Source organism: Sinorhizobium sp. P24N7 (assembly GCF_042436655.1).
GTDB classification, from domain to species: Bacteria; Pseudomonadota; Alphaproteobacteria; order Rhizobiales; family Rhizobiaceae; genus Sinorhizobium; species Sinorhizobium meliloti_A.
Map to the genome: position 1 here is coordinate 419,588 of NZ_JBHMIW010000002.1, position 26,574 is coordinate 446,161.

The window sequence follows — 26,574 nt, forward strand, 5'->3', positions numbered from 1 at the left end:
ATAATACTAAAGCGTATCGCGTTTAATCGGCCTCGTATCCGGCAGCCTTGAAGTAGTTGCGGCATTCTGTGACGGAGAAGAGGTTGCAGATGTCGCCGAGCGCCTGTGCGATGGCGTCAAAGCTGCGGGCGGCGCGTTTTCGCAAGAGTGTCTTGAGTTTGGAGAAGGCCATCTCGATCGGGTTGAGATCGGGCGAATAGGGCGGCAGGAACAACAGCCAAGCGCCGCGCGCTTTGACCAGGTCCTCGGCCCGTTCGCTCCTATGGAAGCCGACATTGTCGAGAATGACGACGTCACCCGGTGACAGGGTCGGGGCGAGTTGCGTTTCGACCCAGGTGTCGAAGATGCGCCGGTTCATCGGCGCATTGACGATCCAGGGCGCAACCATTCCATGCGAGCGCAGGCCGGCGATGAAGGTCTGTGTTTTCCACGAACCGAATGGCGCGTGACTGCGGTAGCGCCGCCCTCTCGGTGACCATCCTGAGCGCTTGGTCAGCTTTGTGTTGGTCGATGTTTCATCGATAAAAATCAGCCGCGCCAGTGCCTTGTTGAAGAAACGCCGGCGCCGCCTGATCCACAACTCACGGGCTCGCGCGATCTCCGGGCGTCGATGCTCGCTTGCCCGCAGGCTTTTTTTTGTGGCTCAGCCCGAGCCGATGGAGAAAACGGCCGACATTGGAGCGGTGCACGAGGACGCCGCGGCCAGCCAGTTCCACGCACAGCTCGTCCAGCGTCAACTCGCCATTCTCCGCCAGGCGCTCGCGCATCCATGCATCATGGGCATTCAACTTGCCGCCACCCAGATGACCTTGCCGCCGGGGCGCAAGCGATCCGGTCGCGCGTTTCAGGATCATCAGATTGTTCACAAAACGCGGCGACACGCGGAAGTGCCGAGCCGCCTCTCGATGGCTATGGCCTTCCTCGACAAACGCAACAACACGCACACGCAACGCGATCGGATGTGATTTGCCCACGGCGCTCCTCCCTCTGTCAATCAAAGGGAATCACATCTCCACTGATTTGAGAATCCTGAATCTCAAAAGCCGCGACACGCTTTAGAGGTCGGCAAATTACGATCATACCGACTACGCTTTGGGCGGCGAATCTACTCGTCCGAGCGTTTGCCCTTCCACAGAGAGGTCCCAAACTGGCTATCGAAAACCATCCCTCGATGCTCCTCGGACGACGCACCAAGTACAACTGTTCCGGAGATTTCATCGTTCACCAGGGAACCTTCAAATGAATAAAGCACTCTCATCGAGTCATGCTGGTGTGCTGCATGCAACGACAGCGTGTTGCCGATGGCAATCCCATTAACCACCCCTATGCCGCGTTGAGTGTGGTGAGTTCCCTCGATTATCCCTGCGTCGTCTCCGGAGAGTCGAAGAATTGATTCTTCATCACGGTGGGCGAAACTGATGGTTGTCGACCAAGAGCCCCCAAAATCGCAAACCGGAGAGGTGCCAGCGTATTGTCTGGGTCGTCCAAGGCAACCGCGAAGAGCAGCTACGATCTTTGTCGCCGCTAACTCTGCTTCCCCCTCTTCGATGTTGAACGGATCAACAATGATGTGGTCTGGCCGCACCCAAAAGTCATTTAGCAGAACTCTCGGGCGTTCCGCGAGCAGGTCGGAACGGAACTTGCTGGGCTCAACGTGATATTTATCTTCATCAATGTCGATCCTGAGCCTCGGCACAACGTTAAACTCATCAGCGGGAATAACTGTTGTTCTGACGCCGGGAAGGCGAGCTATCGGAAATGCGATGAAATCTAAAGCGCGAAGCCATCGCTGTTGCTCTTGACAGGCATCTGGATCACTGAACCATTGCTCCAGGGCTACGATAGCGCCTATCATTTCCTCTTTCCCGACTTTAATAGGTCTGCCCCAGGCTTGGTGGGGCGCACCAATCTGCCATGCGGCTTTGGTCAGCGCCTTCGATCCCACAAGAAAAGCCGTCGATTGCGGGCCTCGTAGATATTTGCCCGCAGAATACACGACCATGCTCGCCCCCCTTTGAAGCCACACGTCCGGTGATGAAGGTCCCATGCCAGCACAGTCCACCAGAATGGGAATCTTGGTCATAGCGGCTTCCGCTGCGATACCCTCGAGCCCACCGAACTCGCTGACCGACCTCCTGCCTAGAACGCAAATCATTGCCGCTCCGGACTGCACCTGCGCTCGGAGTTCGGAAAGGGAATGGAACTCAGCAATGATTGCGCCGCTCATTCGAAGAGACTGATCATAGGCGAAACGATGGGTTCCCGGCATGAGGATCAAAGGGCGCGGTTCAAACTCAGGAAGCGATAGAATATGCTCGGGATCGTTGCCTGCGATACACGCTGCGGCGGCGAGAGCCAATGCAGCGGCACTCCCCGCCGTGATAACTCCCCATTCGGCTCCCGTTAGCTCTTGAATTCGTGCCGCGATCGCGTCCGCCAATTCATCGAGATCAACAAAGGCATCGGCGGCCGCTTCCATAGCCCTTCGAACTGCCGGTAGCGGGCTGCTTCCGCCAAAGTTTGTCCGCACGCCCGCGCAATTGATGAGGGGCTCCACGCCCAGCTGCCGGTACACATCACCTGCAGAGTTCATGCTTGGCTCCAATCCGCTGACGATCGTTGTTCCGATCGCGCTTGCGTGGTGTTGATGTCTCTGTCCGTAATCTGTCGCTGTGAGAAATAGCGACAGGGTCGGCGGATCTCCGAGCAAATGGAAGAAGAGGGCCAGTGAATAGAGGAGACACCGAAACAATGATTCAACCGCGGTCGGCCCATTTTCGAGAGCGTTGGTGAATGCAGAGGAAACCCAGACGGCATGCGACGCGCCGCGAAATCTCTCCAGATTATGGCCTGAATGCAGACGCGCGTTCTCCGGCAATGCGGTCTCGAACCAGTCAACGTTTCGGTCTCGATCTGCAGTGATGTGCCGAGGAAGTATCGGAGCCATTCCGGTCGAAACTTCATCTCACCGACTCCCCAATATGCGGAAGATCAGGTGTGCTGCTGTAGGAACAACTCAACATTGCACAGAAGCCAAACCTGCCTTCCAAATGTATCGCTTGGAGCCTCACATCCGCGCTGATACCAGTGACGAACGGCATCCATGTCCAAAAATTGGGCCGCCGCCGGTGATCCCGAAAACAAGCGGTTGCGAAACGGCAAAGATAGATCAGTTGTAGCCCATTTGCCCAACGGCAGCGCAAAACCAACTTTCGGCCGCTCGAGAACAACACTTGGAAGAACGTCTCGATAGAGGTCGCGAAGAATGGCTTTAGTCGTGTCGAATCGTTCACTAAAAGCCGCTATTGGACTGACGAGCGCGCGGAGGAAGTGGAATAACGACCGCCAGCGGATAATGTCAGCCTTTCGCAAGGAGAGGGCATGGCGGATTACGCAGTCGTCGACGAAAGGAACCCTCGCCTCGATGCCTGCCGCCATCGTGGTGTTGTCAACCATTTCCAGGAGGGCAGGGAGGTGGTGTTGCAGCATGAATTGTTTAACACGTGAGAACAGATTGCTCCCAAGCGTTTCGAATTCAGTCCGCAGAGTTCCATACCTCGTCTGGCCATCACCCAGGTTGGCGCGAACTTCCTTGCGGAATAATTTCTCTTTCTGTTGCTCAGGAAAGTAAGAGTAGTGGTGAAGAAAAAAATCGAATTCGGAACTCTGATAGGGTGCGACCTTGAGGCGCTTAGCGATGGGGGCTGCCAACGCTGCTGGCAGCATTGCGAGGATGTGCGCGCGAGCATAGTCGAGATCGATCCTATATAGTCTGCCGTAACCGGCGAAGAGTTCATCGGCACCCTCGCCGGTTAGTGCGACCTTGTGCTCGGCCGAGATTGCGCGGGCGAGAGCGTACATAGCGAGCTCGTTGTGCATGCCGAGCGGGTGACAACGTAGAGCAATTAGCTTCGATACAATGGAGACATCGTCTGGAGTGGGAATATCCACGATACGATGATCGAGGCCGAACTTGGTCGCAACTGATCTTGCGTAGACTGACTCATCATACCCGTCTCCCTTGACGGAGCCGGTGAAACAAATGGGAGATAGTCCAGTTCGTCGGGCTATCTCAGAAGTGATGATGCTCGAGTCTAGACCGCCAGATAGGAACGTGGCAAGGGGCACGTCGCTGATGGTATGATAGGTGATCGAAGCACCAATTTCTTCATCCAAGGGCAAGGCGTCTTGCTCGTGCCGCGCCAAATGCCACCACTTTGTGAGGGTCGCCGAGCCGCCAATAACTTCCAGGTAGTGACCCGGCAGGACTTTCTTCAGCCCTTCAAAGAAAGAGCCTTCTCCGTATACAGCACGAAAGGAGAGAAAGGATGACAGAGCTTCGGCACTGATTCTTTTTCTTATGTCAGGCCATCGCAGAATGGCTGAAGGTTGAGAGGCGAACAGAAGTCCCCCAGATTGTTCTATATAATACAGCGGCTTAATACCCATCCGGTCGCGAACGAGAAACGTTCTCCCGCTGTTTCGATCATACAGGGCAAACGCAAACATGCCTCGCAGGCGCTGCAGGCACGTAATTCCCCATTTATGAAACGCCTTGCACAAGACTTCAGTATCAGAAGACGTCGTGAAGAGATATCCGCACGCCGCAAGCTCGGAGCGAAGGTCCTGATAGTTGAAAATTTCTCCATTGTACGTAAGGAGGAGATTCGTTTCGGGATCCAGGAAGGGCTGGTTAGCACGCTGATTCACATCAATAATAGCGAGCCTTCGGTGACCAAAGGCAATCGCCTCACCGACATAGATACCGACGCCGTCCGGTCCCCGGTGCGCGAGCATGTCGGTGCATTCGCGCACCGTCGTCGGTGAAATAGTTTTTCCAGGCGCCGCGTTGATCACGCCAAATATACCGCACATCTTACCTGCCTCGTTGCGGCTCGTACCGAGCTGTCATTGCTGTTGCCGACATCCACTGCCGCTCCGGCTATTTCTCCAGAGAGATAAGAGCGTCCAGCTCAATGGCACATCGGAAGCGACTGCGATCAGATATCCAGTGGACCAGGTGCCTCGAGTACGTCGCAGCCAACGAGCCTAAAAAGCGCGGGGCCGGCGCGACAAATCGCGCCGGCTTGAGCAGAGGAGCTGGTTCCAGCTTAATGCGGATGTGTCGGGAATGCCGACCCGCTCAGGCGGGAAACGACCCATGATCGCGGCTCGCTGATCCTGCGAAACAACGGGCGTGAGCAGTTCTATGACATCGCCCTTGCGAGTGACGGCCACATAAAAGTTTGCAAGGCGGTCTATCCAGGTGCCCGCCTCTTGGCCGCTCTGTGGCAGTCGGAAGGAGCGAGACGGCATATCGCGGTGAGCTCGACTGCCGAGCGGGGCTGGGCGACTTCCTGCTTGACGGGTGGCGTTGCAAGATAGAGCGACCACGTTTCTGTCGAGGAGCGGGAGATTATCGCCACCTACATCGCGCCACCTTTTTACACTTTTGCGCTCGCTGGTGCTAACCATCGAGGGCACGAGCCACTTGGATTGTCCAGAGTTGCATTCGCGCGCGGTCTCCGACCAGTTGACAAAGCCGACGACCGTATCTGCGTCTTCAACGGCGTGCATGTTTCTAAGCCGCATGTAGCCTCCGCTGAGTCCTCTTCACAAATGCCGCGACACTGGCTGCCATTCCCAATTGAAATGGAGCAGGTTCCGGCCTTTTCCGAACGCTCCGGACAACCTAGTTCCGAACTCCGATCATTTGAATGCAGCCATCCCCGAACCAAAATCGAGCGAGCGGGTGGCCGTAGTGCAGGTACATGGGTGCGAGGAAACGTCGAAGATTTTCGAGTCCTTTAGTATACCGTGACACCCGGCGAACATCGACAAAGCGGTTCTCGGCATACCAAGTGCGAATTTGTCGCTCGGTGAAAGCAAATTCGTGATAGGTGGGCGCCTGAAAGCGATCACGCACCGTGACGAACAGGTCATCATCGAAGAGGCTTCGAATGAAACCATCCTCTCCTTCTAGGAGGGGAGATTCGTTTTGACCCTTAACAGCCAACAACCAGTCAATCGCTTCTTTGGCCGTTCGACCATCAAGATTGTCGATTGCTTGCCGGAATTCAGCGTCGGAAGCATACAGCTCACGAAGATGGTTGATGCAGCGATAGAGAACCCCGTTTCCGGTTCCCATGATGGTCAGAAAGAGATGACCGCCCGGCCGCGTCACCCTTGCCAGTTCGTCAAATCCTTTACGCGGGTTCGCTGTGTGAGGCAGGACCCCCGCGCAGTGTGTGAAGTCAAAGGCTGCATCTGCGAACGGCAAATTCAGAACGCTCCCATCGATTAGTACCGATCTCGGCCCGAATTTCGAAAGGCGTCGAGCGGCACAGTCCATCCACTCCTCTCCAAGCTCAAGCGAAGTAACTTTGGCGGCACCTTTTTCGAGAAAGGCATAGGATGCATTCGCGTTTGATCCACAACCGGCGTCTAGAACTTGAAGTCCCGTGAAGCCTCCCGGATTGAAGCCGAAGTATTCTTCATCAATTAACGAGACCAATCGGGAGAAGATATGTTCGTTCTTCTCCTGCTGTCGCTGATAGCGATCGAAAACGGCACGCGTGTTACTTTCCAAAGCTCCGTCCATGGATTCTTCTCCTCCGATGCGTCACGATGAGAATTTAGGGGTTAACAGAGCTATCGATCCGATTGCCGCGAGTACGAGGTTGATCAGCCGCAGTGAATTGCCTGTGCCCGGAAATCTAAAGTGCGAAAGATGCAATACCGACAGAAGAAACGCTGCTCCAACCAAAAGCGTGCCAAGGTTCTCTACCGGCAAGATTCGATTGGCGGCAAATAGAAGCGCCAATACGAAGAGGTCGTTGTTGAGCGGCAGGCCTCGGCCGAACCCGTTAGCGTCGAGCCCGAACGTTGAAAAGTAGCTAAGGCGGAGAGCTCCAGAGACGACAAGGCAGACCGCAGCTAACAGTGCGGGAATCGAGAAAGCATTAAAAGATAAAATTAAAACCGCCGGAAAGACCGCCGCGTATACCAGATCCGCTAGTCCGTCGAAGGCACTTCCAACCTGCGCCGTCAAAGCTGATCGGTTGATGGAGCTCTTGGCGACCATACCGTCAGCGTCATCGGCTATAAGAGCCCATAACCCGAAACAGATGCTCACTTCGAAACGCCCGACCAAAGCAAAATAAATTGCCGACATGGCAAAGATCAGCCCGAGAGCCGTAATGGCGTTCGCAGCATCAAACAGATAACGGATCATCTCCTACTCCCCAACAGCGACCCGCGGCCGGGCTGCTGTCATCTCTGCGGCCGGTCAAGCATGAAAATGCACGCCTCGGCCTTCTTTACTCGATCGTCGCAACGCGCCACCGCTCGCTGCAGACCATGTGTGCCGATCAGCCGGACAAGGAACTCCTGGTCGAACGTCACAGCTCGTGGCGCAAGAGCAATGCCAACTCAAAAAAACGATTTCACTTCAGCGGTTTGGATGCGTGGATCCGTTCTATCTGTTTGCTTAGACGCAATTTTGTCATGCATCCCACAATGGAGAAGCGAAATAGCATGCGGCGATAGCCTCGCCAAAGTCCCTATAGTCACTGGACCGCCGATATCCTGGGGGGCGGCAGCGCCCGGGCCGCGTCGACGAGCATCGGCGCTGCAAGACCGAGGACGAGCAAGGCGCGCTCGGTTTGATGCGTCCTGCCGTGTGTAGGGCCATTTAGAGATGCGACGGGTTGGGCCAGTTAGAGAAATGCGACAGTTCGGCCTCCTGACGCGCTGGTCATCGTCAACGTGGCGAGAAAAGGATGACGCCCTTCAGTGCCGAGTGCAGGAAAATGGGCTTTTCGCCCGTGTAATCGGGATTGTTGATGGTATATTCCGATCCGACAGCAGAAGATATTTGTAGCCGCCGCTGTCGTGGCTGTGCCTCAGTATCTCTTCGAAGACCAGAAGGTGCTTCTCTTTTCCGCTTTCGAACGTCCTCTGCTCAACTCGTTCCGAAAACGTCACCGCGTTTTCCGCGGGCCTGCTGAGGAGGACAAATTGGCGCTCCACCGCTTCAAGGCGTTGCGGTCGCGGTAGCTCTGCACGATCTGGGCTGGGGGGTGCAGGGGAAAGCGGCTTCCTATCGCGACAGTCTCTACTTTATGAGAAGGTTCAACAGCTATTAAACCTTCCAAAAGACAGCGCAGCCCGCGCCTCAAAGCTCGTTTAGCCATTTCTTACGGACCTTAGCCAAAGTAGTTGAAAAGAAATTTAAAGCTTTCGCCCGAGCATGGATCGAAGCCAACGCACATCTCTCCGCACTGGAACGCCACCCTTGATCGAACTTGGAACCAGATTCCTATCAGAGTAGCCATTGTCGGCAAGAGAAGGCCCAGTTCTCCCGGGAGCGAAACAGGGTGATCCAAGGTTCAATGAAGCAAGTCTATTTGGACAAGAAAGTGAGGAGTACGTCATGAAAGGACATGTTCGGGAATATCATAATGCTTATGGGGAAATATGGAGCAATGTGTATGACGAATACGCAGAAGCGTTCAACAAATCCGTCGAGAACGAGCGCATTGTCAGTTTTCTCGAGCCCTTCGTAAAGAACGGAAGCGCACTCGAATTGGGCGTCGGAAACGGCCACATCGCCGTGCCTCTTGCGAAGAGAGGAGCTTCTGTTCACGGTCTTGATAACTCGGAAGCGATGCTTACCTCGCTTCGAATGAAGGACGAGGCCGGTTCTGTCACCACACAGCTTGGTGACATGGCAGAGTTCGACCTTGGTAGTCCATATGATCTTGTTTACTGCGTAAATAGCACCTTCTCACTTCTGGTGACTTTGGAGCAACAAATCAGCTGCTTTGACTCCGTGGCTAAGGCGCTAAAGCCAAATGGCCGGTTCGTGGTGCATTCATACTATCCGTTTACTGCTGATTTTTCGGACGCCGGCGTATATGGCGATCAACGAACTACGGTTATGCACATCGATGAGCGGCGCGCCATGGTTCGCTTTGCCAGACATGACCGCAACAGGCAGCTTTTTATTTCTCAAGACCTTTGCATCACACCCGCCGGAAACCGAACGATACCGCTTACGATGCGCTATGTTTATCCAACCGAACTAGACTTGCTCGCCAAGATCAGCGGACTTCAGCTTTTCGAGCGTTACGGAGACTGGCAGAAGCGCCAGTTTGAGAATGCATCTCGGCAATACATATCCGTGTTCCGCAAGCCTTGTTCGGGCATCAAGTGAATCATCGGCACGTGATCGCATACACAAATGCTTCCTCCTTCTTCGTGAACATTGGCAAAGCCAAAGCTCCACGATGTTGACCCGCAGGTCCTAATGCAGCCTTTGCTGTCACAGCCGAAGAGCGACGGTCGAAGTCGCTGCAACTTTTTTCAAGGGAAGATCCAAGAACTGCGTAAAACCGCGATGTTGGCGAGCACAGGCCGTTATGTTTGCAGCGCCTACAGCTAACACGCGATTTCGCGGGCGGTCAGGAACATTGCCTCTGCAATGCGCAGATCGTCCTCATTGTCGATCTCATACCACCTGACGCCGTCACATATGGCCGCGGCGATCCGGAAGGCCTTCTTCTGCACCAGGTCTGAGAGCAACTCTTCCATATAAGACTTTACGGCGCCACAGCAGATGCGATCGTCGAGATGCGGGACGATCGTCTCGCGGAGATCAGGGCCGGAAAAACGGATCAGATTCATCGTCTTAAAGAGCGGCGGGGACCCGTCATTCAGGTTGGCGGCAGTCTGCTTCATCCGAACTTCGGCGATGTAATCGTTCTTAGTCAGGACAACAGCGGAGCCTTCCATCGACGGGTCGAAAGGTGCGACCGCGGCGACACTTTCTGCCTCCTGCATTTCAAGATGGCGAAGTGCATCAAGCTCGAAAAAGACATCCCCTTCCAGGAGGTACATGTCGCCGGTCAGCAAGGCATGGCGCGCCAACCAAAGGGAATAGGCACTGCCGGTTTTGTTGAAGACAGGGGATTCGACATAGCTAATTTCGAGATTACCGAAATGGTTGCCGCAGGAATACTGGATATCATCCTTGCGGTAGCCAATGACGATGGTGACTTCCTCGACGCCGACAGCTTCAAGGTTGCGTAGCGCGTTGTGGAGGATGGGGGTACCGTTGACCTCGACGAGCGGCTTCGGCCGCAAGTCGGTCAATGGCCGCAGGCGAGATCCGCAACCTGCTGCGAGTATGACTGCCTTCTTAGGAGCATTCGTCATCGTTGTACCTCTCTCTTCCGCTGGCGCCGCAGCATGATCGTGTCATTCCCAGGCGTTCAGGACCTCGACGAGCCTGGTAAGGCCGATCTCCAGTTTTTCGGGCGGTACCCCGTAGGAGAGGCGAAGACCAGCCGGGTCACCGAATGTCGTGCCCGAAACCGCGGCCACCCCCGCTCTCGTCAGTAGAACGTGCACGACATCGTCGGCCGTCTTGGCCTCGTCATTGCCGAATCTCAGGCGCAGCAGACCGGAAACGTCGAGGTAGAAATAGAAGCCCCCCGTCGCCCTCGGCACGGGAATCCGTGTCAGGGCCGAAAGCGCGCCGAGACCCGTTTTCCTGGTTCCCGCGAGGTGCGACCGCAGGTGGCTCTCATAGCTGCCATCGCTGTTTAGAAGGTGTGTGAGCGTTGCGTGCTGCGCGATCACGTTCGGGTTCGAGGTTGTATGTGATTGCAGGGCCTTCACCGCGCTGATCACGTCTTGCGGACCGGCAAGATAGCCGATCCTCCAGCCCGTCAGTGCCAGCGACTTGCTGAAGGAGTTGACGATCAGAGTGCGCGGGCGAACGTCCGGGAGGATCGAGACGATCGAACAATGGGCATCGTCAACGTGGATGAAGTCGCCATAGCATTCGTCGAAAATGATCCATAGGTCGCGTTCGATCGCAAGCTTCCCGATGCCGACCAACGTTTCGGAACCATACACGGCGCCGGTTGGATTATTCGGGGTGTTGACAACCACGGCGCGGGTTCGGTCGGTGGTTGCGGCCGCGATATCCTCGACTCTCGGTACATAGCCATTGGCGCGCGTCTCCACGTGGACGGGCTTTGCGCCAGCGAGCAGTACCTGGGCCGGAAAAGTCGTCCAGTACGGCGCAGGAATGATGACCTCGTCACCAGGATTGAGCAGCACCATAGCAGCGTTGAACAGCGCCTGTTTGGCGCCACACGTTACGGCGACCTCATCGGCGCACCAGACCTGGCCGGTATGGCCGGAGATCTTCTGGGCGAGCGCCTCGCGAAGCTGTATCATTCCGATGGTATCGGTGTAACGGTTGATGCCCCTGCGGATCGCATCGATCGCACCGACCCGGATCATCGGGCCAAGATCGCTCCAGATCTCGCCGGCAGTCAAATCGATAATCTCTTTTCCCGACTCGGCTGCCGCCTTAGCCGCAGCGCGCGCTGCAGCCGTCCCCGACGATTTGAACAAGGCTGTCCGCTCCGCAAGCATGAGCGCTTCCTCGAATTGATGTCGGAGTCGCCGCGATTCTCTCATCGGCGTGCTCGTCATCAGCGCTTAGGCAGATAGCGATCTTCGGCCGCGGCCAATTCATCGTAACCCAAGAGGCGGAAGACCTCGTCGAGTGTGGCAACTTCCGGCTCAACTCCGGCTATGCTCTCCTCTGCGGCTATGCGAGAGCACACCGCGCGCATCCCGGCGACTGCAGCCCGCATCGCGTGGTTGGCCCAGATCACCGTCGAGATGCCGGCTTCTCGATAAGCCGAGACCGGCGTGCGGTAGTATTTCGTCGGCACAATCACGATCGGAAGTGTCTGCCACTCTTTCGCGAAAGCGAGAATCTCGTCCGCATCGCTCTTACGTGAATGGATCAGGATCGCGTCGGCGCCGGCATCGGCATAGGCGTCCGCGCGGCGCAGCGCCTCGTCCAGACTGCAGCCGGCGATCAACGCTTCGATGCGAGCGACCAGCAAGAGGTCGTCCCCCGTCGTGTCCTTGATGGCTTTTAGGCGCCCGGAAAACTCATCGATATCGACCAGCGGGTGGTGGTCTCCCAGGAAACTGTTCCTCTTCGGAAAGGCCTTGTCTTCCAGGCAGAGGCCGGCGCCGCCGTGCTGCAAGAGCTTCATCGCCAGTAGCCGGGCGTTGTTGAAATTGCCGAACCCAGACTCGCCGTCGACGAGGATCGGTAGTCCGCTGGCGTCGGCCATGCGCTCCACCACATCCACGACTTCAGTCCAACTCGCCTCGTTTGCGTCTCGATAGCCGAGCGCCGAGGAGATCGAAAGTCCGGAGGCCCAAAGCCCCTTGAAGCCGGCCTGAGTGGCGATTGCTGCCGAAAGCCCGTCATGGGCCTCCATGAGGAAAGACAGATCGCTGGAGAAAATAAGCGCACGAAGGATCGTCGTCGGGTCCTCAACGGCGTCGATCGGCCTGGCTATAAAAGCTGCCCGATTCATTGTCATCCCTCCTTCATAAAAGCCGAGGCTGAATGCATTCGTTGCGAAAGGCAATAGCCTAGGAGAGTATATTTGGAAGAATATCCTTGCGCGGAAATTCGTCAGCGAATTTGCAGTTAGGAATCTCCGCAAGATATGTAATAATGTAACATCGGTATATTTAAAAATATACCACATCGAAAACGCGTCCGTTCTGACAATGATTGTCGCAATATTACTATGGCCTAGAGCCGAGCCGCAAAACATCTATTAATTGTCGTCGCCAGATATATGGGGCGTGTGACAGAACGAACTTTTCTGGCATGCCGTTTGGATATCGTTCAAAAAACGACAAAGGAGAGTGCAGAGATGTGGTTCTGTGAAAAGGCCGCCCGGTGTCATGGAATAGACCTATCAAAATTTCCCAGCGAACCGGCGGCGCGTGGAAAGGCCGACGCAGCCTACGATGCAGTGGTTCAATTGCTCTGCAGCCATGCCTTGGTGCCGGGACAGCATCTCAGCGACAGGGACCTGGCGTTGAAACTCAAGATTGGCCGAACTCCCTTACGCGAAGCACTTATCCGACTTGCAGCTGAAGGAAAGATCGTATCCCTTCCCCAAAGGGGCTACTTCACGAGACCCCTCATCGAGTGGGCTCTGTTGGACTCATATGCCGTGGCACGCGAAATTCTTACCTTCGCATTGGCGCGTGTACGGCCGCAGGCTGCCTGCCATTCCGCCCCCTGTGATGAATCGACGCCGGCCAAACTCGCACTTGGAGCGGAAGCGATTTTCACCGAAATCGCCCAGGCGGCATCGAACTGCGAGATGTGCAAAATCATCGACAAGTTCTGTTTTTGCACCCACACCGTACGCATGGAAATAGCCGCATCTGAGCTTTCACCTTCTTTCGGGAGAAGCATCGCAACGCTAACGGCCGCGATGCGCCAACTCGGCAGCGCAACGGGCGTGGTGGAATCCGCATTAATAAGCCACTTTGACTTAGAGCAGAGTGCTCTGCCGCGTGTCGTGCAGGAGATGAACACACGATGGCTCACAAGCTTCCCCCTTGTAGCGAGAAGCTTGTAAGTCAATTCCCCCGTTCCAAGGAGGGAAGGCAGGTCCAATGTACAGGCCTACACCAGGAGGAACTCACCCCTTCCAATTAAGTTCATCGGGGCAATTTGCGGTGCTCCGGTTGAAGTGAGGGAGCACCATAACTGCAACATCCAAGGTATGCCCAATCGCCCACTGGGGATTCGGCAGGAGCTTAATCCTTATGCTTTCCGCTTCAGGATCTCGGTCAATCGGGTGAGCTCCGCTGTCCGATGGAGCAAGTTGGGGCTCCCTGCTGCACCATGACCTCCTTGCCGCTCCGCCAGTGGCGGAGCGTATTAGTCCAACACCCATTAGGTCGTAAGCCTTGTTATGCCGCACGGCCGAGTTCAGTCGCTGTAATGCCTTATTTGATGCGGCATTCGGCATAATCCAGCAGGCTTTGCGCAGGCTCACGCCTCGCTACCAAAGTAGCTTGAGGCCCGACATCAGCAAAAGAGCAGCGAGGATCGCGCGCAACCAACGATCTGCCAGATATCGGCTTCCAAAGAATGCGCCGATCGATCCGCCCGCCGCTACGGAAAATAACCAAAATGGCAACGATGTTGGCAAGGCATCCCAATATGCATAGGCGCCTATCAAGGCGGCGGCAGAGTTGATCAGATTATAAGCTGCTGTTGTAGCTGCTGTTTGATGCGCGCTTCCCCAATTCATAACCAGCATTAATGGGGCAAGGAACACGCCGCCGCCCGTACCGGTTGTCCCCGCGAGGAAACCGATAATAGCTCCAGTCGCTAAAGCAGGCCAGAAGGGCGGCACGCTTGGTGAGGCGACAGTTGCACCTTTGCGAAGTGCAGACCGGGCCATTTGGGCGGCAGAGAGCACGAGGATCACACCCACAATCGGATAGTAAAGTTCTTCCTGAAGATGAACTGCTCCGCCGACCAGGGAGAGCGGGAAACCCAAAATGGCAAAAGGATAGACATTCCGCCACGATAAGCGTCCAGACTTCATGAAATGGAACGTGCCGATCGCGGCGACCAAGAGGTTCAGGGCAAGGGCTGTAGTTTTCATGGCCGCCGGGGCGAAACCGACAAGTGCCATTGCGGCGATATAGCCCGACGCTCCAGCCTGCCCGACTGCCGCATATACCAATGCGATGGCAAGGAAGGCTGCCGCGAGCCCGATCACTTCAGTATCCAACGGCCTGCCCACTTTCTCGGGTCACTTCCTTGATGCGTGCAGCGCGTGACCACTGCCGGATGCTCGACCGCGGAAATCACAATCCTCTGTGCGTTCAGACATCACCCCAACTGCCGAAAGTATTGCTGCATCATGACTTTCAGTCCCGCCCCGAGGGCGGTATCATAGTCGAACTCCACGCCTATCAGCGCTCGCATCTGCCGGCGCATCTTTCTCCACCGCGGCCCTAACCGAGGAGCAAAAAACATGCCTCGACGAAGGATTTCCGAATTGATCGACGGCGGTTTGGGAGAGCCCGGCGTTTACGGCGGCGGTGGTATTCAGGGTGAACCTTGGCGCTTGGAACGCCTCAAGGGCTGGCAATTTCCCGGACGGGGCGATAAGCGGATTGATGTGCAGATACTCCATGCCGCCTGCCGTTCGGCGACCAAGGCGACCGCATTGATCAAGCGGATCAGCGTGCACACGCTGTGGCATAGCGTTGCCGCCCATCTGCTCGCTAGATAGTGGAGTTATGATTTTCTCCGAATGTGATCAAGGCTCGATTAGGGTTGGGTCTACAGCCGACGCAATGTGCAGAGCTTCATCAAGCTGAACAACACTGCGGCTGCTCCTGGATGGCCCACGGTCAAGGGAGCGGAAAGGGAAAGCGCCGCGCTTGGGGAGCGCGGCGCGGTTCCGCATGGGTTTTCTGGATTAACAGAACGTGAAATCCGACGCGGTCAGGCTCAAGCCGGCCAAGTGGAGCAGACTTTGCACGTTGCCCAGGTGCGCGAAGTCCTCCACGTGGTTTTCGGAGGTAACATAACCCAGATCCGCCGTCATGGTCCTATTATCGAAATAGACAATGATATCGCCTGCAGCCTCGCCGGAAACATCCCTGGCTGCGGCCGAGCCATCGGCGAAACTGTGATCAGTGATCACTACGACGTGCTCGCCGTTCGCGCCATCGGCGGGGCCGCTGTAGAAGGTGTCCACCTGATTGCCACGCGCGGCGTGATTAACGAAATTCGCTTCAAGACCATCGCTGCCAAGGCCTACCGCATCGAAGGCGAAAGTATCTTGCGCTGGGTCAAAATCCACGATGGTGGTGTGGTCCTCCGCGTTTGGCCCGTAGTTTTGATCAAACCCGGAAAGCGGGTTGTGGAACTGGAACACAAAGGTGTCGTGGCCGGCACCTCCGGTCAAAGAGTCCCTGCCGTCGCCCGCGAAGAGGGCGTCGTCGCCGGGGCCGCCATAGAGCTTGTCGTTGTCCTCACCGAGGATGGCCGGAGCGGGGATGCGCGGGTTGCCGCTGCCAAGGTCGCCATAGAGATAGTCGTTGCCCTCCTCGCCAAAGACGTGGTCATTGCCCACGCCACCGAAGACCCGGTCATTACCCTCGCCGGCCGAGATGGAGTCGCTGCCGGCACGACCGTCGATCCAGTCATTTCCCGTGGGATCGACTATCACATCATCACCATTGCTGCCAAAGAGACTGTTGCTACCCTGGCCGCCTAGAATTGTCTTTTCCATCGCGAGTCCTCTTTATGAAACAGCCCCACGACGCCACTGGACTCAGTCATATGCCCTATCGGGCAACTAGAGTAATTGATTGTTTGGATAGAACACATCGACATCGCGGATGCATCCACGTGCGCTTCGCCGCAAATTGGACCTACATGACCAGTGATCTGACTTTGATCTGAAGCCTCTCCCGCGTGGAGGTAGTCGCCCAGGTCGTGCTCAAGTGTTTGATGCAGGGCATTTCATCCGGCTTACACCGGCTCACGTTTAGGCGAGTGGTTGAGTTCGGATTGGATCGCGGCGTTTGCATGCGTTCCCCGGCGCGTGTCAGCCCGCCAAGCTCCTTGTGTCCGAAGCGGAACAACTATGTCGGAAACCGGACTAAAACAGTTGCCGAAGGCACGTAGGCCGGTGTGGACAAGTGGTGCCGGGTCAACGGCACGCTAATTGCTTCGATAACTTTGCAGGGCGGATGTCCGTAGTGCCTCAAGGAGCTAAAGGTCGATTGATCAGCATCTGAACTTCAGCGCGCGTAAGCTGGCGGCGGTTCTCCATGGAGCAGGGGTCGACCAGGATACTGTGCTGCTTAAATTAGCGCCGCTCTCATCCGCGCTAGTGCGTGGGTCGGCGCATCGTGCAGCGGAATCTCAAGGCGCCTGGGACGGGGCCGCGCCAGTAATCAACATCGAGGATCGCCGGGCGATTTCAATCGAGCGCATAAGTGCATGACCTTGAGGAGAAACCAAGTCGTGAGCAAGCCGATCCCAGATCATGTCCCGCCGGAAATGGTAAGGGATTTCAGCTTGTTCACGTCGCCCGGCATGGGCCCCACGCCAAACGGGGATCCTCACGCAGCTGTCGCCTGCGCCCATGACGCGCTGCCCATCTTTTATTCTCCCAACAACACTCGCGACGGCCGGGGTACCTGGGTCATTACGCGCGCCAAGGACCAGCGCAGGGTACTGCACGACACCGCAACATTTTCCAGCCATCGCAGCATCTTCGCCTCCGCGCTCGGCGAAAACTGGCCGATGATACCGCTGGAACTCGACCCACCAGCCCATGGTGTCTTTCGTTCGCTGCTCAACCCGCTGTTGTCGCCCAAGCGGGTGATGGTTCTGGAACCGGCCATCCGTGAGCGCGCGATCGTGTTGATCGACGGGATCTCCGCGGCGAGCACAAGCTGCGACGTTATGAAGGATTTCGCTTTTCCCTTTGCGGTCAGTATTTTCCTTCACTTTCTTGGCCTACCGGATGAGCGGCTGGGGACATTCGTCGGCTGGGGGAAGGATCTGCTCCACGGCGAGGGCGTCAAGCGAACGGCAGCCGCCCGGACGATTGTGGCGTTCATCGATGACCTTGCGGCCGAGCGCCGCAAGGAACCGGCCGACGATTTCATGACTTTCGTCGTGGAGGCTGAGGTCGATGGTCGCCCGCTAACCGATGAGGAAGTCCGTGGCATTGGCGTACTTGTGTTCGTCGCCGGCCTCGACACGGTCGCAACGGCAATAGGATTTGACCTGGCCTACCTCGCTCGCAATCCGAAAGACCAGCAATTGCTGCGGAGAGAACCGGATCGAATTGGGCTCGCGGCCGAAGAATTGCTGCGCGCCTATTCCACCGTGCAAATGATCCGCGTGGCAAAGAAAGACATCGACTTCGAAGGCGCGCCGATCCGTAAGGGGGACTACATTTCCTGTGCCACGATGATCGCCAATCGCGATCCGGCAGAATTCGAGAACCCGAACACGATCGATTTGGCACGGAAAGACAACCGCCACACCGCCTTCGCTTATGGTCCGCATCGTTGTCTTGGCTCGCACCTCGCCCGGCGGGAGATCGTCATCGGTCTGGAGGAGTGGCTGTCCCGCATCCCTGACTTCCGTACCAAGGAAGACACGGCGCCCATCACCTATGGCGGCCATGTGTTCGGAATCGAGAATCTGATTCTGGACTGGTCCTGAATATAGGTGAGGGAGCAAATACATGGAGGTACCGCATGCGCATCATCGTCCACAATGACAAATGCCAAGGGCATGCTCGCTGCTGGGCGCATGCGCCGGACGTCTTTAAACTGGATGACGAGGGCTACATCCTACCCGGTGACATCGAGGTCTCGGAGCGGGACGAACTGCTCGCGACACGAGGCGCTCGATCCTGCCCCGAACGTGCGCTTGAAATCGATCGCGCATTCGATGTGTTGCTTGATCGGTTTTTGTTCAATCAAGCTTGTGGAGGGTTTAACACCTAAATGGAGTTTCGCCGGCACAGGACGGCGCATGGCCTCTATCCAGACACCGTGCGTGAAGCCACCCAACAGCGTCAACGCCTTCGGAACTGAGGTGTTACACATCGGTGCGCAGCGTCAGCCGTTCTTGGCTGCAGTGCGGCTGCCTTAGTCCGAAATCGTTGCTGCGTAATCGAATACGCAAACGCGCCACTTCAATCTTAGAACCTGCGACCAAGCCATGGACCACAAAAAAATCGTCGAATTGCTTGACCGGGAGGCGATCCGCGACTGCCTCTATCGATACTGCCGGGGGATAGACCGCGCGGATGAGGCGGCGCTGCGCAGCTCCTACTGGCCGGATGCCTATGACAACCACGGGGCCTATGCCGGCTCGGCCGAAGGCTTCATTGAGTTCGCGCTCGGTGTCTTCAAAACGGAACCGCGCAACATCCATCAGATCACGAACGTTCTGATCGAGTTCATCGGCCCGGGAGAAGCCGCCGTCGAGAGCTACTTCACCGCGCTTCAACGCGGACCGGACGGCGGCAGGACGATCCGGCAGGTTCTGCTTTGCGGACGATACTGTGACCTGTTTCAAAAGAGGGAAGGAGAGTGGCGAATTGCCGAACGCACGGTCGTCTACGATTGGCTCGAGGAGCAGAGCCCGCAGACGGCTTCGGAGATAGAGCGTTTCGGTCTCCGCCAGCCGATCGGAGCCTCGCATCCGGAAGATCCGGTCTACGCGCTTAGGAAACGCCGCATCCCTCCAAGAGCGAGAAAATGAGGCAATCGCTGCTGGCCTGGAACGCGCTACGTCGATCCGGGGCGGAGCTGGTCGTCACCACCACAGGCCGCTGTGCCGCGACGCGGTCCTTACCCTGAAATCGCCAACGCTGGTCAGGAGAACGTATCTCATGAAGCAAGCAGAGCGCATCGTCATCATTACAGGCGCTGCAGGCGGGATCGGCCGTGCCCTGGTCAATGCTTTTGCCGCGGACGGAGGCACTGTCGTCGCCGTAGACCTCCCGGGCAGCGGCATCCTTGAATTTGCCCGCGGTCTCGGCCACCCGCATCTCGGACTTGAGTTCGATGTCTCGCGCGAGGAGGATATTGTTGCGCTTTATAACCGGGTCGAAACACAGTTCGCTCGCATCGACGTGGTCGTCAATAACGCGGCTGTCGGGCCTAGCATGGATGCGACCGTCGACACCAATATCGACGCTTTCCGACGCGTCTTGGCAGTAAACCTGATCGGGCCTTACGTCATGGCGCGGGAAGCGGCACGGCGGATGGAGCCTGGCGCTGCCATCGTCAACGTGGCCTCGCTGGCGGGCGTGGTAGGCAATCCCAAACGCAACGCCTACGCCGCCTCCAAAGCGGGCCTGATCTCGATCACGATATCTTTGGCGTGCGAGCTGGCGTCGCGCGGCATCCGCGTGACGGCAGTAGCGCCGGGCTATGTGCGCACGCCGATGGTCGAGCAACTGGAACGCGCCGGCGCGGCAGATCTCGCCGCTGTTCGCCGACGCGTGCCGATGGGGCGGATGGCGTGTGCCGACGAGATCGCCCGGACGGTGCGGTTTCTGGCTAGCCGGCACGCGGGTTACATCAACGGTTCAGTGCTGACTATTGACGGTGGTTGGATGTCCTTCAACCAGCCGGGTAATGCGAACCTGTCGGCGGATGGGACGCCAAGAGCCGAACTCTTCGGTCCGGCCGGGCACGTCGGTGCGCGAATCGTGCTTGTCACAGGCGGGGCGAACGGTATAGGCGCTGCCGTCGCTCGCCGCTTTGCGGCAAATGGCGATACTGTCGTTATTATTGATAAAGATGGTGCGGCCGCGGCAACGCTCGCGGGCTCTCTCGGTGGCAAGCATATGGCCAAATCCGTGGACGTTGCCGTCGAGAGTGACGTGGTGGCGCTGTTCGAGGAGCTGCGAGTGCGCTACGCCAGGCTAGACGTACTCGTCAACGCTACTGTTGTGGTCGACAGTTTTGTCGCAAGTCCCCAACAGGCAACAGATGAGATCAAACGCGTCCTGGATGTCAATCTCACCGGCGCCTTCATCTGCGCGCGTGAAGCGATCAAGACGATGCGCCCCGGCGGCGTGATCCTGAATGTCGGCACGACCCACACCTTTCTGCCCTTCGCGCCGCGCCACGCCTATGAAGCATCCCAAGCCGGGATCGAAATCCTGACGAGGTGCATGGCGGCCGAACTCGGGCCCGTTGGCATTCGAACAGCCGCCGTCATGTCCGGCTACACCAGCACGTCGGCCGTCGCTCAGTCCGCAAACGTCGGCAGCATCGCGCCGAAAGGGTTTCGGCCGAGTATTCCCGTGGCCGGGATAGGAAATCCGGAAGAAATGGCTGACGCAACATTCTTCCTGGCTTCGCCTGACGCCTCATACGTCAACGGTTCGACCCTTTGCGTGAACGGCGGCCGCACTTCTTCTGGCGATGCTGGATTTGCAAGCGACTTCGATCCGGAACAGCCAATGGAGGCCGCCAAATGGTTGCCGATCATGCCCTAAGGCGACCGCGGCGGCCCATCAAAACAATCCCAGGCATAGGAAACTCGCGACCGCGAATGGCAGGCGTATTGCCGAAAAACCGTTTGCCGTAAATATCGCCCGTTGCGGCCACGACTTTCGCGAACCTCTCGAGCAGCCCGATGAACAACCCTCTCCGCGACCGAAGGAATTGCCATGGAATTCGCGACATTCATCCTTGCCGCCCAGCGCGGCTATCATCAATCGTCCGACACAGTCATCCGCAACTCAGTCGAGCAGGCAGTGCTTTCCGAGCAGGCTGGCTTCAATACCGCGTGGTTTGCAGAGCACCATTTCAACAACTACAGTCTGGTGCCGTCGCCCTTGATGATGGTGGCGCATTGTGCCGGCCTGACGCGCACGATCCGCCTCGGTACCGCCGTCTGTGTACTGCCGCTCTATCAACCGCAGCGCCTGCTTTCCGAGGTCGGCTTCGCGGATATCGTTTCGAATGGTCGTCTTGAGCTCGGCGTCGGCTCTGGATACCAGAAGTTCGAGTTCGAGCGCTTCGGCGTCGATGTCGACGAGGCGCCGGCCGTCTTTTCGGAATACCTCGACATTCTCCTCAAGGGGCTCAACCAGGAGATCTTCGAGCACGACGGCCAGTATGAGACGATACCTCCCACCGCGATTTCAGTGCGCCCCATCCAGAAGCCGACCCCGCCGATCTGGATCGCGGCCGGGTCGGAGCGCAGGATGAGAAGGGCCTATCGCGAGGGCCACAATCTGTTCGTCACAGCCTTTCACGACGGCTTGGATGGTTTAGGCGCGCGGCGTGAAAGCATCGAGACTGCGGCGGCCTCCGAGAGCAAGAATGTCACCGATGCCAAGATATCTCTGCTGCGCTGCTGCTTTGCCAGCGACCACGAGGCGGAGATCAACAGCTATCTCGACAACGCCCGCTTCCAGCGACGGCTATCTGAAGCGTTGCATCAGCGCCGCCAGCAGAGCCAGGACGGCTATCTGCTTGAGGAAACCCCGACGCAACAGGACCTGTCGTTCGAGAGTATGCGCGAGAACCTGCCGATCGGCAGTGTGAATCGGGTGATCGACCGTCTGCTGGAAGAAATTAGTGTTCTGAAACCGTCTCAGATCGCCATTCAGACCCAGTTGGGCGATTTCGACCAGAAGACGATGCTCCGGCAAATCGAGCTTTGGGGAGACGAGATCATCCCGGCGGTCAACACGGTCACGCACAACGGCTCGGCCGAGACACTATCCGGCCCTGCTCAACGTGAGGTCCCGATACGGCCGGCGTAGGCGCAGGTTCAAGCAACGTCTCTCAGAACGTGCTGTGTACCCAGTGGCGATGGGCGGCTTGTCGGGACCCGCTGCAACGCTGGACCGGAAACGAACCGCGATACAAAAAAGTCATCCGACCGCGTCGGCTGACCCCCCTACGAAAGTGGGCCGGCGTCTGCCTTGATTTCGAACAAATTGTATTACTAATTAAGAATACTGGTGGTTTGAAGTGGCATACATCCACGCTATGGATAGGTGAAGATATGCGGTTCAAGGGCCTTGATCTGAATCTCCTCGTCGCGCTCGACGCTCTGATGACCGAGCGTAACCTCACGGCGGCCGCCCGCAGCATAAACCTCAGCCAGCCGGCGATGAGCGCGGCCGTCGCCCGGTTGCGGACCTATTTCCGCGATGAGCTGTTTACGATGGCTGGCCGCGAATTTATTCCAACACCGCGTGCTGAAGGACTCGCATCCAAGGTGCGCGAGGCTCTGCTGCACATCCAGCTCTCCATAGTTTCCTGGCAACCGTTCAACCCGGCCCAGTCGGATCGTCGCTTCAGGATCATCCTTTCCGATTACGTCACCCTTGTGTTTTTTGAAAAGGTCGTGGAACGTGCGGCGCAAGAAGCTCCCGGAGTAAGCTTTGATTGTCTGCCGCTTGCCGACGACTTCGAGGAGCTTCTCCGGCGCGGCGACATCGATTTTCTGATTATGCCGGACGTGTTCATGTCGACGCACCCTCACACAGCACTGTTTGAGGATAAATTCGTGTGCGTCGGTTGCCGGACGAACGAGCAACTGTCAGAGCCACTTACATTTGAGAGATACATGTCGATGGGGCATGTTGCAGTGAAATTCGGGAATATGCGGAGACCCACCATCGAAGGGTGGTATTTGCACGAGCACGGTCTCAAGAGACGTGTCGAGGTCGTCGTACAGGGCTTCAGCATGATTCCGCCCATGCTGGTGGGGACTGAGCGTATAGGGACCGTGCCCTTGCGGCTGGCGCAGCATTTCGCAAAGACAACTCCCCTGCGGATCGTCGAACTTCCGCTGCCACTTCCCCCGCTCACCGAGGCCGTTCAGTGGCCGGCCCTTCACGATAGCGATCCGGCAAGCCTGTGGATGCGTGAGATGTTATTCCAGGAGGCATCCCGTATGGGTTTGCCGCATGCCCGGGAACCACTCGAGGCTCCTGGATTTGATCTCGTCGTTCAATAGCTCTTGCGCGATGAGGCGCTGCTCGCAAAAAGTGCGCTTTGTCATCGCCACGCTTCCATGAAGACGGGATTGCTTTCCCCTTTTTGAAATCTCTCGACATTGCATCCTCGGCGCAGGCCGGCGGATATTCTTGCGGATGCGTGCGGCCAACGCGCTTCGGTTAAGCTGTTGTCGCGACAGAGTCAGACGCGAGCCCAGCGTGCGCCTGTCGTCGTCCGCGTGCGCCATCCCTCATTCGGCGCTTGCCGAATGCGCTTTTTAGCACTCTTCACCGAAGAGTGCTAAAAAGTTGGTCGCCTCCTCTTGAATTCAATTTTCGACAGAACCAGATCAACTACTGCCAGTTGCCGGAACGGACTGCCCGTACGGAGTCCATCGGTTCGGCAAAGGGCATTCATCGATCCGTTTATCCAGGAGGAAGGCATGAAGTTCCAACCACTCCACGATCGCATTCTCATCCGCCGCGTTTCGTCCGAAGAGAAAACCAAAGCCGGAATCATCATCCCGGATACGGCCAAGGAGAAGCCGCAGGAAGGCGAAGTGATCGCCGTCGGTCCAGGCGCTCGCAACGAGCAGGGCCAACTCGTTGCACTCGACGTGAAGGTCGGCGATCGCGTGCTCTTCGGCAAATGGTCGGGCACGGAGATCAAGATCGATGGCGAGGACTTGCTGATCCTGAAGGAAGCCGACGTGCTTGGGGTCATCGAAGATTTCGGCGCCGATAAGAAAGTCGCTTGAGAGCGTGCGACCGACCAAAGTTCAGCGAAGGAGTGAACCATGCCTGTCAAAGAAGTAAAATTCCATTCCGATGCCCGTGAACGCATGCTGCGCGGCGTCGACACCCTTGCCAACGCCGTCAAAGTGACACTTGGCCCTAAGGGCCGGAACGTCGTCATCGACAAGTCCTTCGGCGCGCCACGCATCACCAAGGACGGCGTTACCGTGGCGAAGGAGATCGAGCTCGAAGACAAGTTCGAGAACATGGGCGCGCAGATGCTGCGCGAGGTTGCGTCGAAAACGAGCGACATTGCCGGCGACGGTACCACCACGGCGACGGTGCTGGCCCAGGCGATCGTCAGGGAAGGCGCCAAGGCCGTTGCCTCCGGCATGAACCCGATGGATTTGAAACGAGGCATCGACCTTGCCGTCGATACGCTCGTCGCCGAGCTGAAAGCCAACGCGCGCGACGTGTCCAAGAACGAGGAGATTGCCCAGGTCGGCACCATCTCGGCTAATGGCGACGCGGAGATCGGCCGTTACCTCGCCGAGGCGATGGAGCAAGTCGGCAATGACGGCGTGATCACAGTAGAGGAAGCCAAGACCGCGGAGACGGAACTCGAGGTGGTCGAGGGAATGCAGTTCGACCGGGGTTACATCTCTCCCTACTTCATAACGAACCAGGACAAGATGCGGGCGGAGTTCGAGGATCCCTACATCTTGATCCATGAAAAGAAGCTCTCCAACCTGCAGGCCATGCTGCCCCTCCTCGAAGCCGTCGTGCAATCGGGTAAGCCGCTTCTCATCATCGCCGAGGACGTCGAAGGCGAAGCGCTGGCCGCACTCGTCGTCAACAAGCTGCGCGGCGGACTGAAGGTCGCGGCCGTGAAGGCCCCTGGGTTCGGCGACCGGCGTAAGGCCATGCTCGAGGATGTTGCAACCCTGACGGCAGGCACTGTGATCTCCGAAGACCTCGGCATCAAGCTGGAAAATGTCACGCTCGACATGCTCGGCCGTGCAAAGAAGGTCTCGATCGAGAAGGAGAACACCACAATCATCGACGGCGCCAGCGCGAAAGCCGACATTGATGGGCGCATAGCGCAGATCAAGGCGCAGATCGAAGAAACGACATCCGACTATGATCGCGAGAAGCTGCAGGAGCGCCTTGCCAAGCTCGCCGGCGGTGTTGCAGTCATCCGCGTCGGCGGCTCGACGGAAGTCGAAGTGAAGGAGCGGAAGGACCGCGTCGACGATGCGCTGCATGCAACACGTGCGGCAGTCGAGGAAGGCGTCCTGCCGGGTGGCGGCGTAGCACTGCTGCGTGCAGTCAAGGCGCTTGATGGCGTGCAGACTGCCAATGACGATCAGCGGGTTGGTGTCGATATCGTTCGCCGCGCAATCGAGGCTCCGGTGCGGCAGATCGCCGAAAACGCCGGTGCCGAAGGCTCGATCATCGTTGGAAAGCTGCGCGAGAAGCCCGAATTTTCCTATGGCTGGAACGCCCAGACGGGCGAATTCGGCGACCTCTTCTCGATGGGCGTGATCGACCCGGCCAAGGTCGTCCGAACCGCGCTTCAGGATGCGGCCTCGATAGCCGGCCTGCTGGTTACTACCGAAGCGATGATCGCCGAGAAGCCCAAGAAGGAAGCTCCGCCGGCAATGCCTCCGGGCGGCGGGATGGACTTCTAGCTAAGCCTGAAGCACAACTCGGCGGCTAGCCGGGAGCTTTCAAAAAAATGCACGTTCGGTCCTGTCCGGGAATGAGGAGGTCGTCGGCGCTTCAGCTGTTCTCGGGGAGGACCGATGGCAGGGCCTCACCCGTTTGCACGAGAAGTGATGGAGAAGCTGCCAGACCTGCCCGGTTCGTGTCACTAAAGAAGCGTCGCCGTCTTTTGAGACACGCGCGCAGCCGGAATGCCTCGGACAGTGCGCCAAGCGTCTCAAGCCTCAGGCAAGGTGCCGAGCAGTCCGGCCAGTTGAGTGCCGTCGGCGCCCCGACCGTCCATCGGATTCACCCGCTGATTTCGTCGGTCGGCGCGGCTCTGGGCCTGGCCGATGAACAGATCGACGGCAGGTGGTGCGCCGCGACCACTTGTGAGCTCTGTGCCGCTTGTGACCTAGCCAAGTCATGACGGCTTGCCGTCGATCCAGAGCCGGCGAGTCTTCGCGTCCGCTTCGCGCATGAGCTCTTTGAGATTTTCCTTATCCAATGCTCGCGTTGATCCGCATGCGTTGCATTTGAAAGTCTCGGCGTACTTCAACTGGAAAATGCTGCGTTTAGCCCTGAGGCCGCATTTCGAGCACGCGATTTCGAAGTCAGCGTCTGCGTCTTCCAAGAATTTCACCCGTTGTGGGACCGCCAGTTCGCATTCATGGTCTGTGGCAGAAGCAAAGATGCGTGAGAGGGTCGAGACCCGTTGGCGTGACATGCCTAATCCGGGGCGGCG

Annotated in this window: 23 protein-coding genes; 11 read left to right on the forward strand and 12 right to left on the reverse strand. The window is 57.5% G+C overall.

The features are described from left to right. Positions 1-22: 22 nt before the first annotated feature. The 6 genes from ACFHWW_RS04685 to ACFHWW_RS04710 form a co-directional block, all read right to left on the reverse strand. Positions 23-580 carry an IS630 family transposase gene (locus ACFHWW_RS04685; RefSeq protein ID WP_245182071.1) on the reverse strand — a complete coding sequence of 186 codons (558 nt, stop codon included), beginning with the start codon at positions 578-580 and terminating at the stop codon, positions 23-25. Position 581: 1 nt separating this feature from the next. After that, the gene (locus ACFHWW_RS04690) at positions 582-974 is read right to left on the reverse strand and encodes an IS630 transposase-related protein (RefSeq protein WP_246452504.1); all 393 of its coding nucleotides are present in this window, start codon (positions 972-974) and stop codon (positions 582-584) included. Between the two features lie 131 nt (positions 975-1,105). Then, positions 1,106-2,878 (reverse strand): hypothetical protein, encoded by a 1,773-nt coding sequence (locus tag ACFHWW_RS04695; RefSeq protein WP_379937418.1) that lies wholly within the window; start codon positions 2,876-2,878, stop codon positions 1,106-1,108. A 113-nt stretch (positions 2,879-2,991) separates the two neighbouring features. Beyond that, positions 2,992-4,875, reverse strand: a complete 1,884-nt coding sequence (gene asnB, locus ACFHWW_RS04700; RefSeq protein WP_379937420.1) for an asparagine synthase (glutamine-hydrolyzing) — start codon at positions 4,873-4,875, stop codon at positions 2,992-2,994. 817 nt (positions 4,876-5,692) lie between these two features. Next, on the reverse strand, positions 5,693-6,601 hold the full coding sequence (locus tag ACFHWW_RS04705; RefSeq protein WP_379937421.1) for a class I SAM-dependent methyltransferase: 909 nt from the start codon (positions 6,599-6,601) through the stop codon (positions 5,693-5,695). Positions 6,602-6,622: 21 nt separating this feature from the next. Beyond that, on the reverse strand, positions 6,623-7,234 hold the full coding sequence (locus tag ACFHWW_RS04710) for a phosphatidylcholine/phosphatidylserine synthase (protein WP_379937422.1): 612 nt from the start codon (positions 7,232-7,234) through the stop codon (positions 6,623-6,625). 1,200 nt (positions 7,235-8,434) lie between these two features. Between ACFHWW_RS04710 and ACFHWW_RS04715 the strand changes: the two genes are divergently transcribed. Continuing rightward, positions 8,435-9,217, forward strand: coding sequence for a class I SAM-dependent methyltransferase (locus ACFHWW_RS04715; protein ID WP_379937423.1), 783 nt, complete (start codon positions 8,435-8,437; stop codon positions 9,215-9,217). 224 nt (positions 9,218-9,441) lie between these two features. Here ACFHWW_RS04715 and ACFHWW_RS04720 read toward each other — a convergent pair whose 3' ends face one another. The 3 genes from ACFHWW_RS04720 to aepX are packed head-to-tail and all read right to left on the reverse strand — an operon-like array spanning position 9,442 to position 12,419. Beyond that, positions 9,442-10,218, reverse strand: a complete 777-nt coding sequence (locus ACFHWW_RS04720; protein WP_379937424.1) for a phosphocholine cytidylyltransferase family protein — start codon at positions 10,216-10,218, stop codon at positions 9,442-9,444. Positions 10,219-10,260: 42 nt separating this feature from the next. Beyond that, positions 10,261-11,451 carry an aminotransferase class I/II-fold pyridoxal phosphate-dependent enzyme gene (locus tag ACFHWW_RS04725; RefSeq protein WP_379937425.1) on the reverse strand — a complete coding sequence of 397 codons (1,191 nt, stop codon included), beginning with the start codon at positions 11,449-11,451 and terminating at the stop codon, positions 10,261-10,263. 59 nt (positions 11,452-11,510) lie between these two features. Beyond that, entirely contained in the window at positions 11,511-12,419 is a 909-nt protein-coding gene (aepX, locus tag ACFHWW_RS04730) for a phosphoenolpyruvate mutase (protein WP_379937426.1), read from the reverse strand. Between the two features lie 348 nt (positions 12,420-12,767). On the opposite strand from aepX, the gene ACFHWW_RS04735 reads away from it, so the two are divergent. Continuing rightward, positions 12,768-13,487: a GntR family transcriptional regulator gene (locus tag ACFHWW_RS04735; RefSeq protein WP_283068055.1), complete on the forward strand. Its 720-nt coding sequence runs from the start codon at positions 12,768-12,770 to the stop codon at positions 13,485-13,487. A 429-nt stretch (positions 13,488-13,916) separates the two neighbouring features. Here ACFHWW_RS04735 and ACFHWW_RS04740 read toward each other — a convergent pair whose 3' ends face one another. Beyond that, positions 13,917-14,657, reverse strand: a complete 741-nt coding sequence (locus tag ACFHWW_RS04740; RefSeq protein WP_379937427.1) for a sulfite exporter TauE/SafE family protein — start codon at positions 14,655-14,657, stop codon at positions 13,917-13,919. Between the two features lie 270 nt (positions 14,658-14,927). On the opposite strand from ACFHWW_RS04740, the gene ACFHWW_RS04745 reads away from it, so the two are divergent. Beyond that, positions 14,928-15,164 carry a hypothetical protein gene (locus tag ACFHWW_RS04745; protein WP_379937428.1) on the forward strand — a complete coding sequence of 79 codons (237 nt, stop codon included), beginning with the start codon at positions 14,928-14,930 and terminating at the stop codon, positions 15,162-15,164. 189 nt (positions 15,165-15,353) lie between these two features. Here the strand turns inward: ACFHWW_RS04745 and ACFHWW_RS04750 are convergent, their stop codons facing one another. Beyond that, on the reverse strand, positions 15,354-16,172 hold the full coding sequence (locus ACFHWW_RS04750; protein WP_379937429.1) for a calcium-binding protein: 819 nt from the start codon (positions 16,170-16,172) through the stop codon (positions 15,354-15,356). 776 nt (positions 16,173-16,948) lie between these two features. Here ACFHWW_RS04750 and ACFHWW_RS04755 point away from each other — a divergent pair. The 8 genes from ACFHWW_RS04755 (at position 16,949) to groL (ending at position 25,816) form a co-directional block, all read left to right on the forward strand. Next, on the forward strand, positions 16,949-18,127 hold the full coding sequence (locus tag ACFHWW_RS04755; protein ID WP_379937515.1) for a cytochrome P450: 1,179 nt from the start codon (positions 16,949-16,951) through the stop codon (positions 18,125-18,127). Positions 18,128-18,162: 35 nt separating this feature from the next. Then, entirely contained in the window at positions 18,163-18,414 is a 252-nt protein-coding gene (locus ACFHWW_RS04760; RefSeq protein ID WP_379937430.1) for a ferredoxin, read from the forward strand. Between the two features lie 217 nt (positions 18,415-18,631). After that, entirely contained in the window at positions 18,632-19,177 is a 546-nt protein-coding gene (locus ACFHWW_RS04765; protein ID WP_379937432.1) for a nuclear transport factor 2 family protein, read from the forward strand. Positions 19,178-19,307: 130 nt separating this feature from the next. After that, positions 19,308-20,927 (forward strand): SDR family oxidoreductase, encoded by a 1,620-nt coding sequence (locus ACFHWW_RS04770; protein ID WP_379937433.1) that lies wholly within the window; start codon positions 19,308-19,310, stop codon positions 20,925-20,927. 174 nt (positions 20,928-21,101) lie between these two features. Further along, entirely contained in the window at positions 21,102-22,205 is a 1,104-nt protein-coding gene (locus ACFHWW_RS04775; RefSeq protein ID WP_379937434.1) for an LLM class flavin-dependent oxidoreductase, read from the forward strand. 245 nt (positions 22,206-22,450) lie between these two features. Then, positions 22,451-23,410 carry a transcriptional regulator NodD2 gene (gene nodD2, locus ACFHWW_RS04780; protein WP_379937435.1) on the forward strand — a complete coding sequence of 320 codons (960 nt, stop codon included), beginning with the start codon at positions 22,451-22,453 and terminating at the stop codon, positions 23,408-23,410. A 423-nt stretch (positions 23,411-23,833) separates the two neighbouring features. Then, positions 23,834-24,148 carry a co-chaperone GroES gene (groES, locus tag ACFHWW_RS04785; RefSeq protein WP_379937437.1) on the forward strand — a complete coding sequence of 105 codons (315 nt, stop codon included), beginning with the start codon at positions 23,834-23,836 and terminating at the stop codon, positions 24,146-24,148. A 39-nt stretch (positions 24,149-24,187) separates the two neighbouring features. Further along, entirely contained in the window at positions 24,188-25,816 is a 1,629-nt protein-coding gene (groL, locus tag ACFHWW_RS04790) for a chaperonin GroEL (RefSeq protein WP_379937439.1), read from the forward strand. 437 nt (positions 25,817-26,253) lie between these two features. On the opposite strand, the gene ACFHWW_RS04795 is transcribed toward groL, so the two are convergent. Beyond that, positions 26,254-26,463 (reverse strand): hypothetical protein, encoded by a 210-nt coding sequence (locus tag ACFHWW_RS04795; RefSeq protein ID WP_379937441.1) that lies wholly within the window; start codon positions 26,461-26,463, stop codon positions 26,254-26,256. Positions 26,464-26,574: the final 111 nt, after the last annotated feature.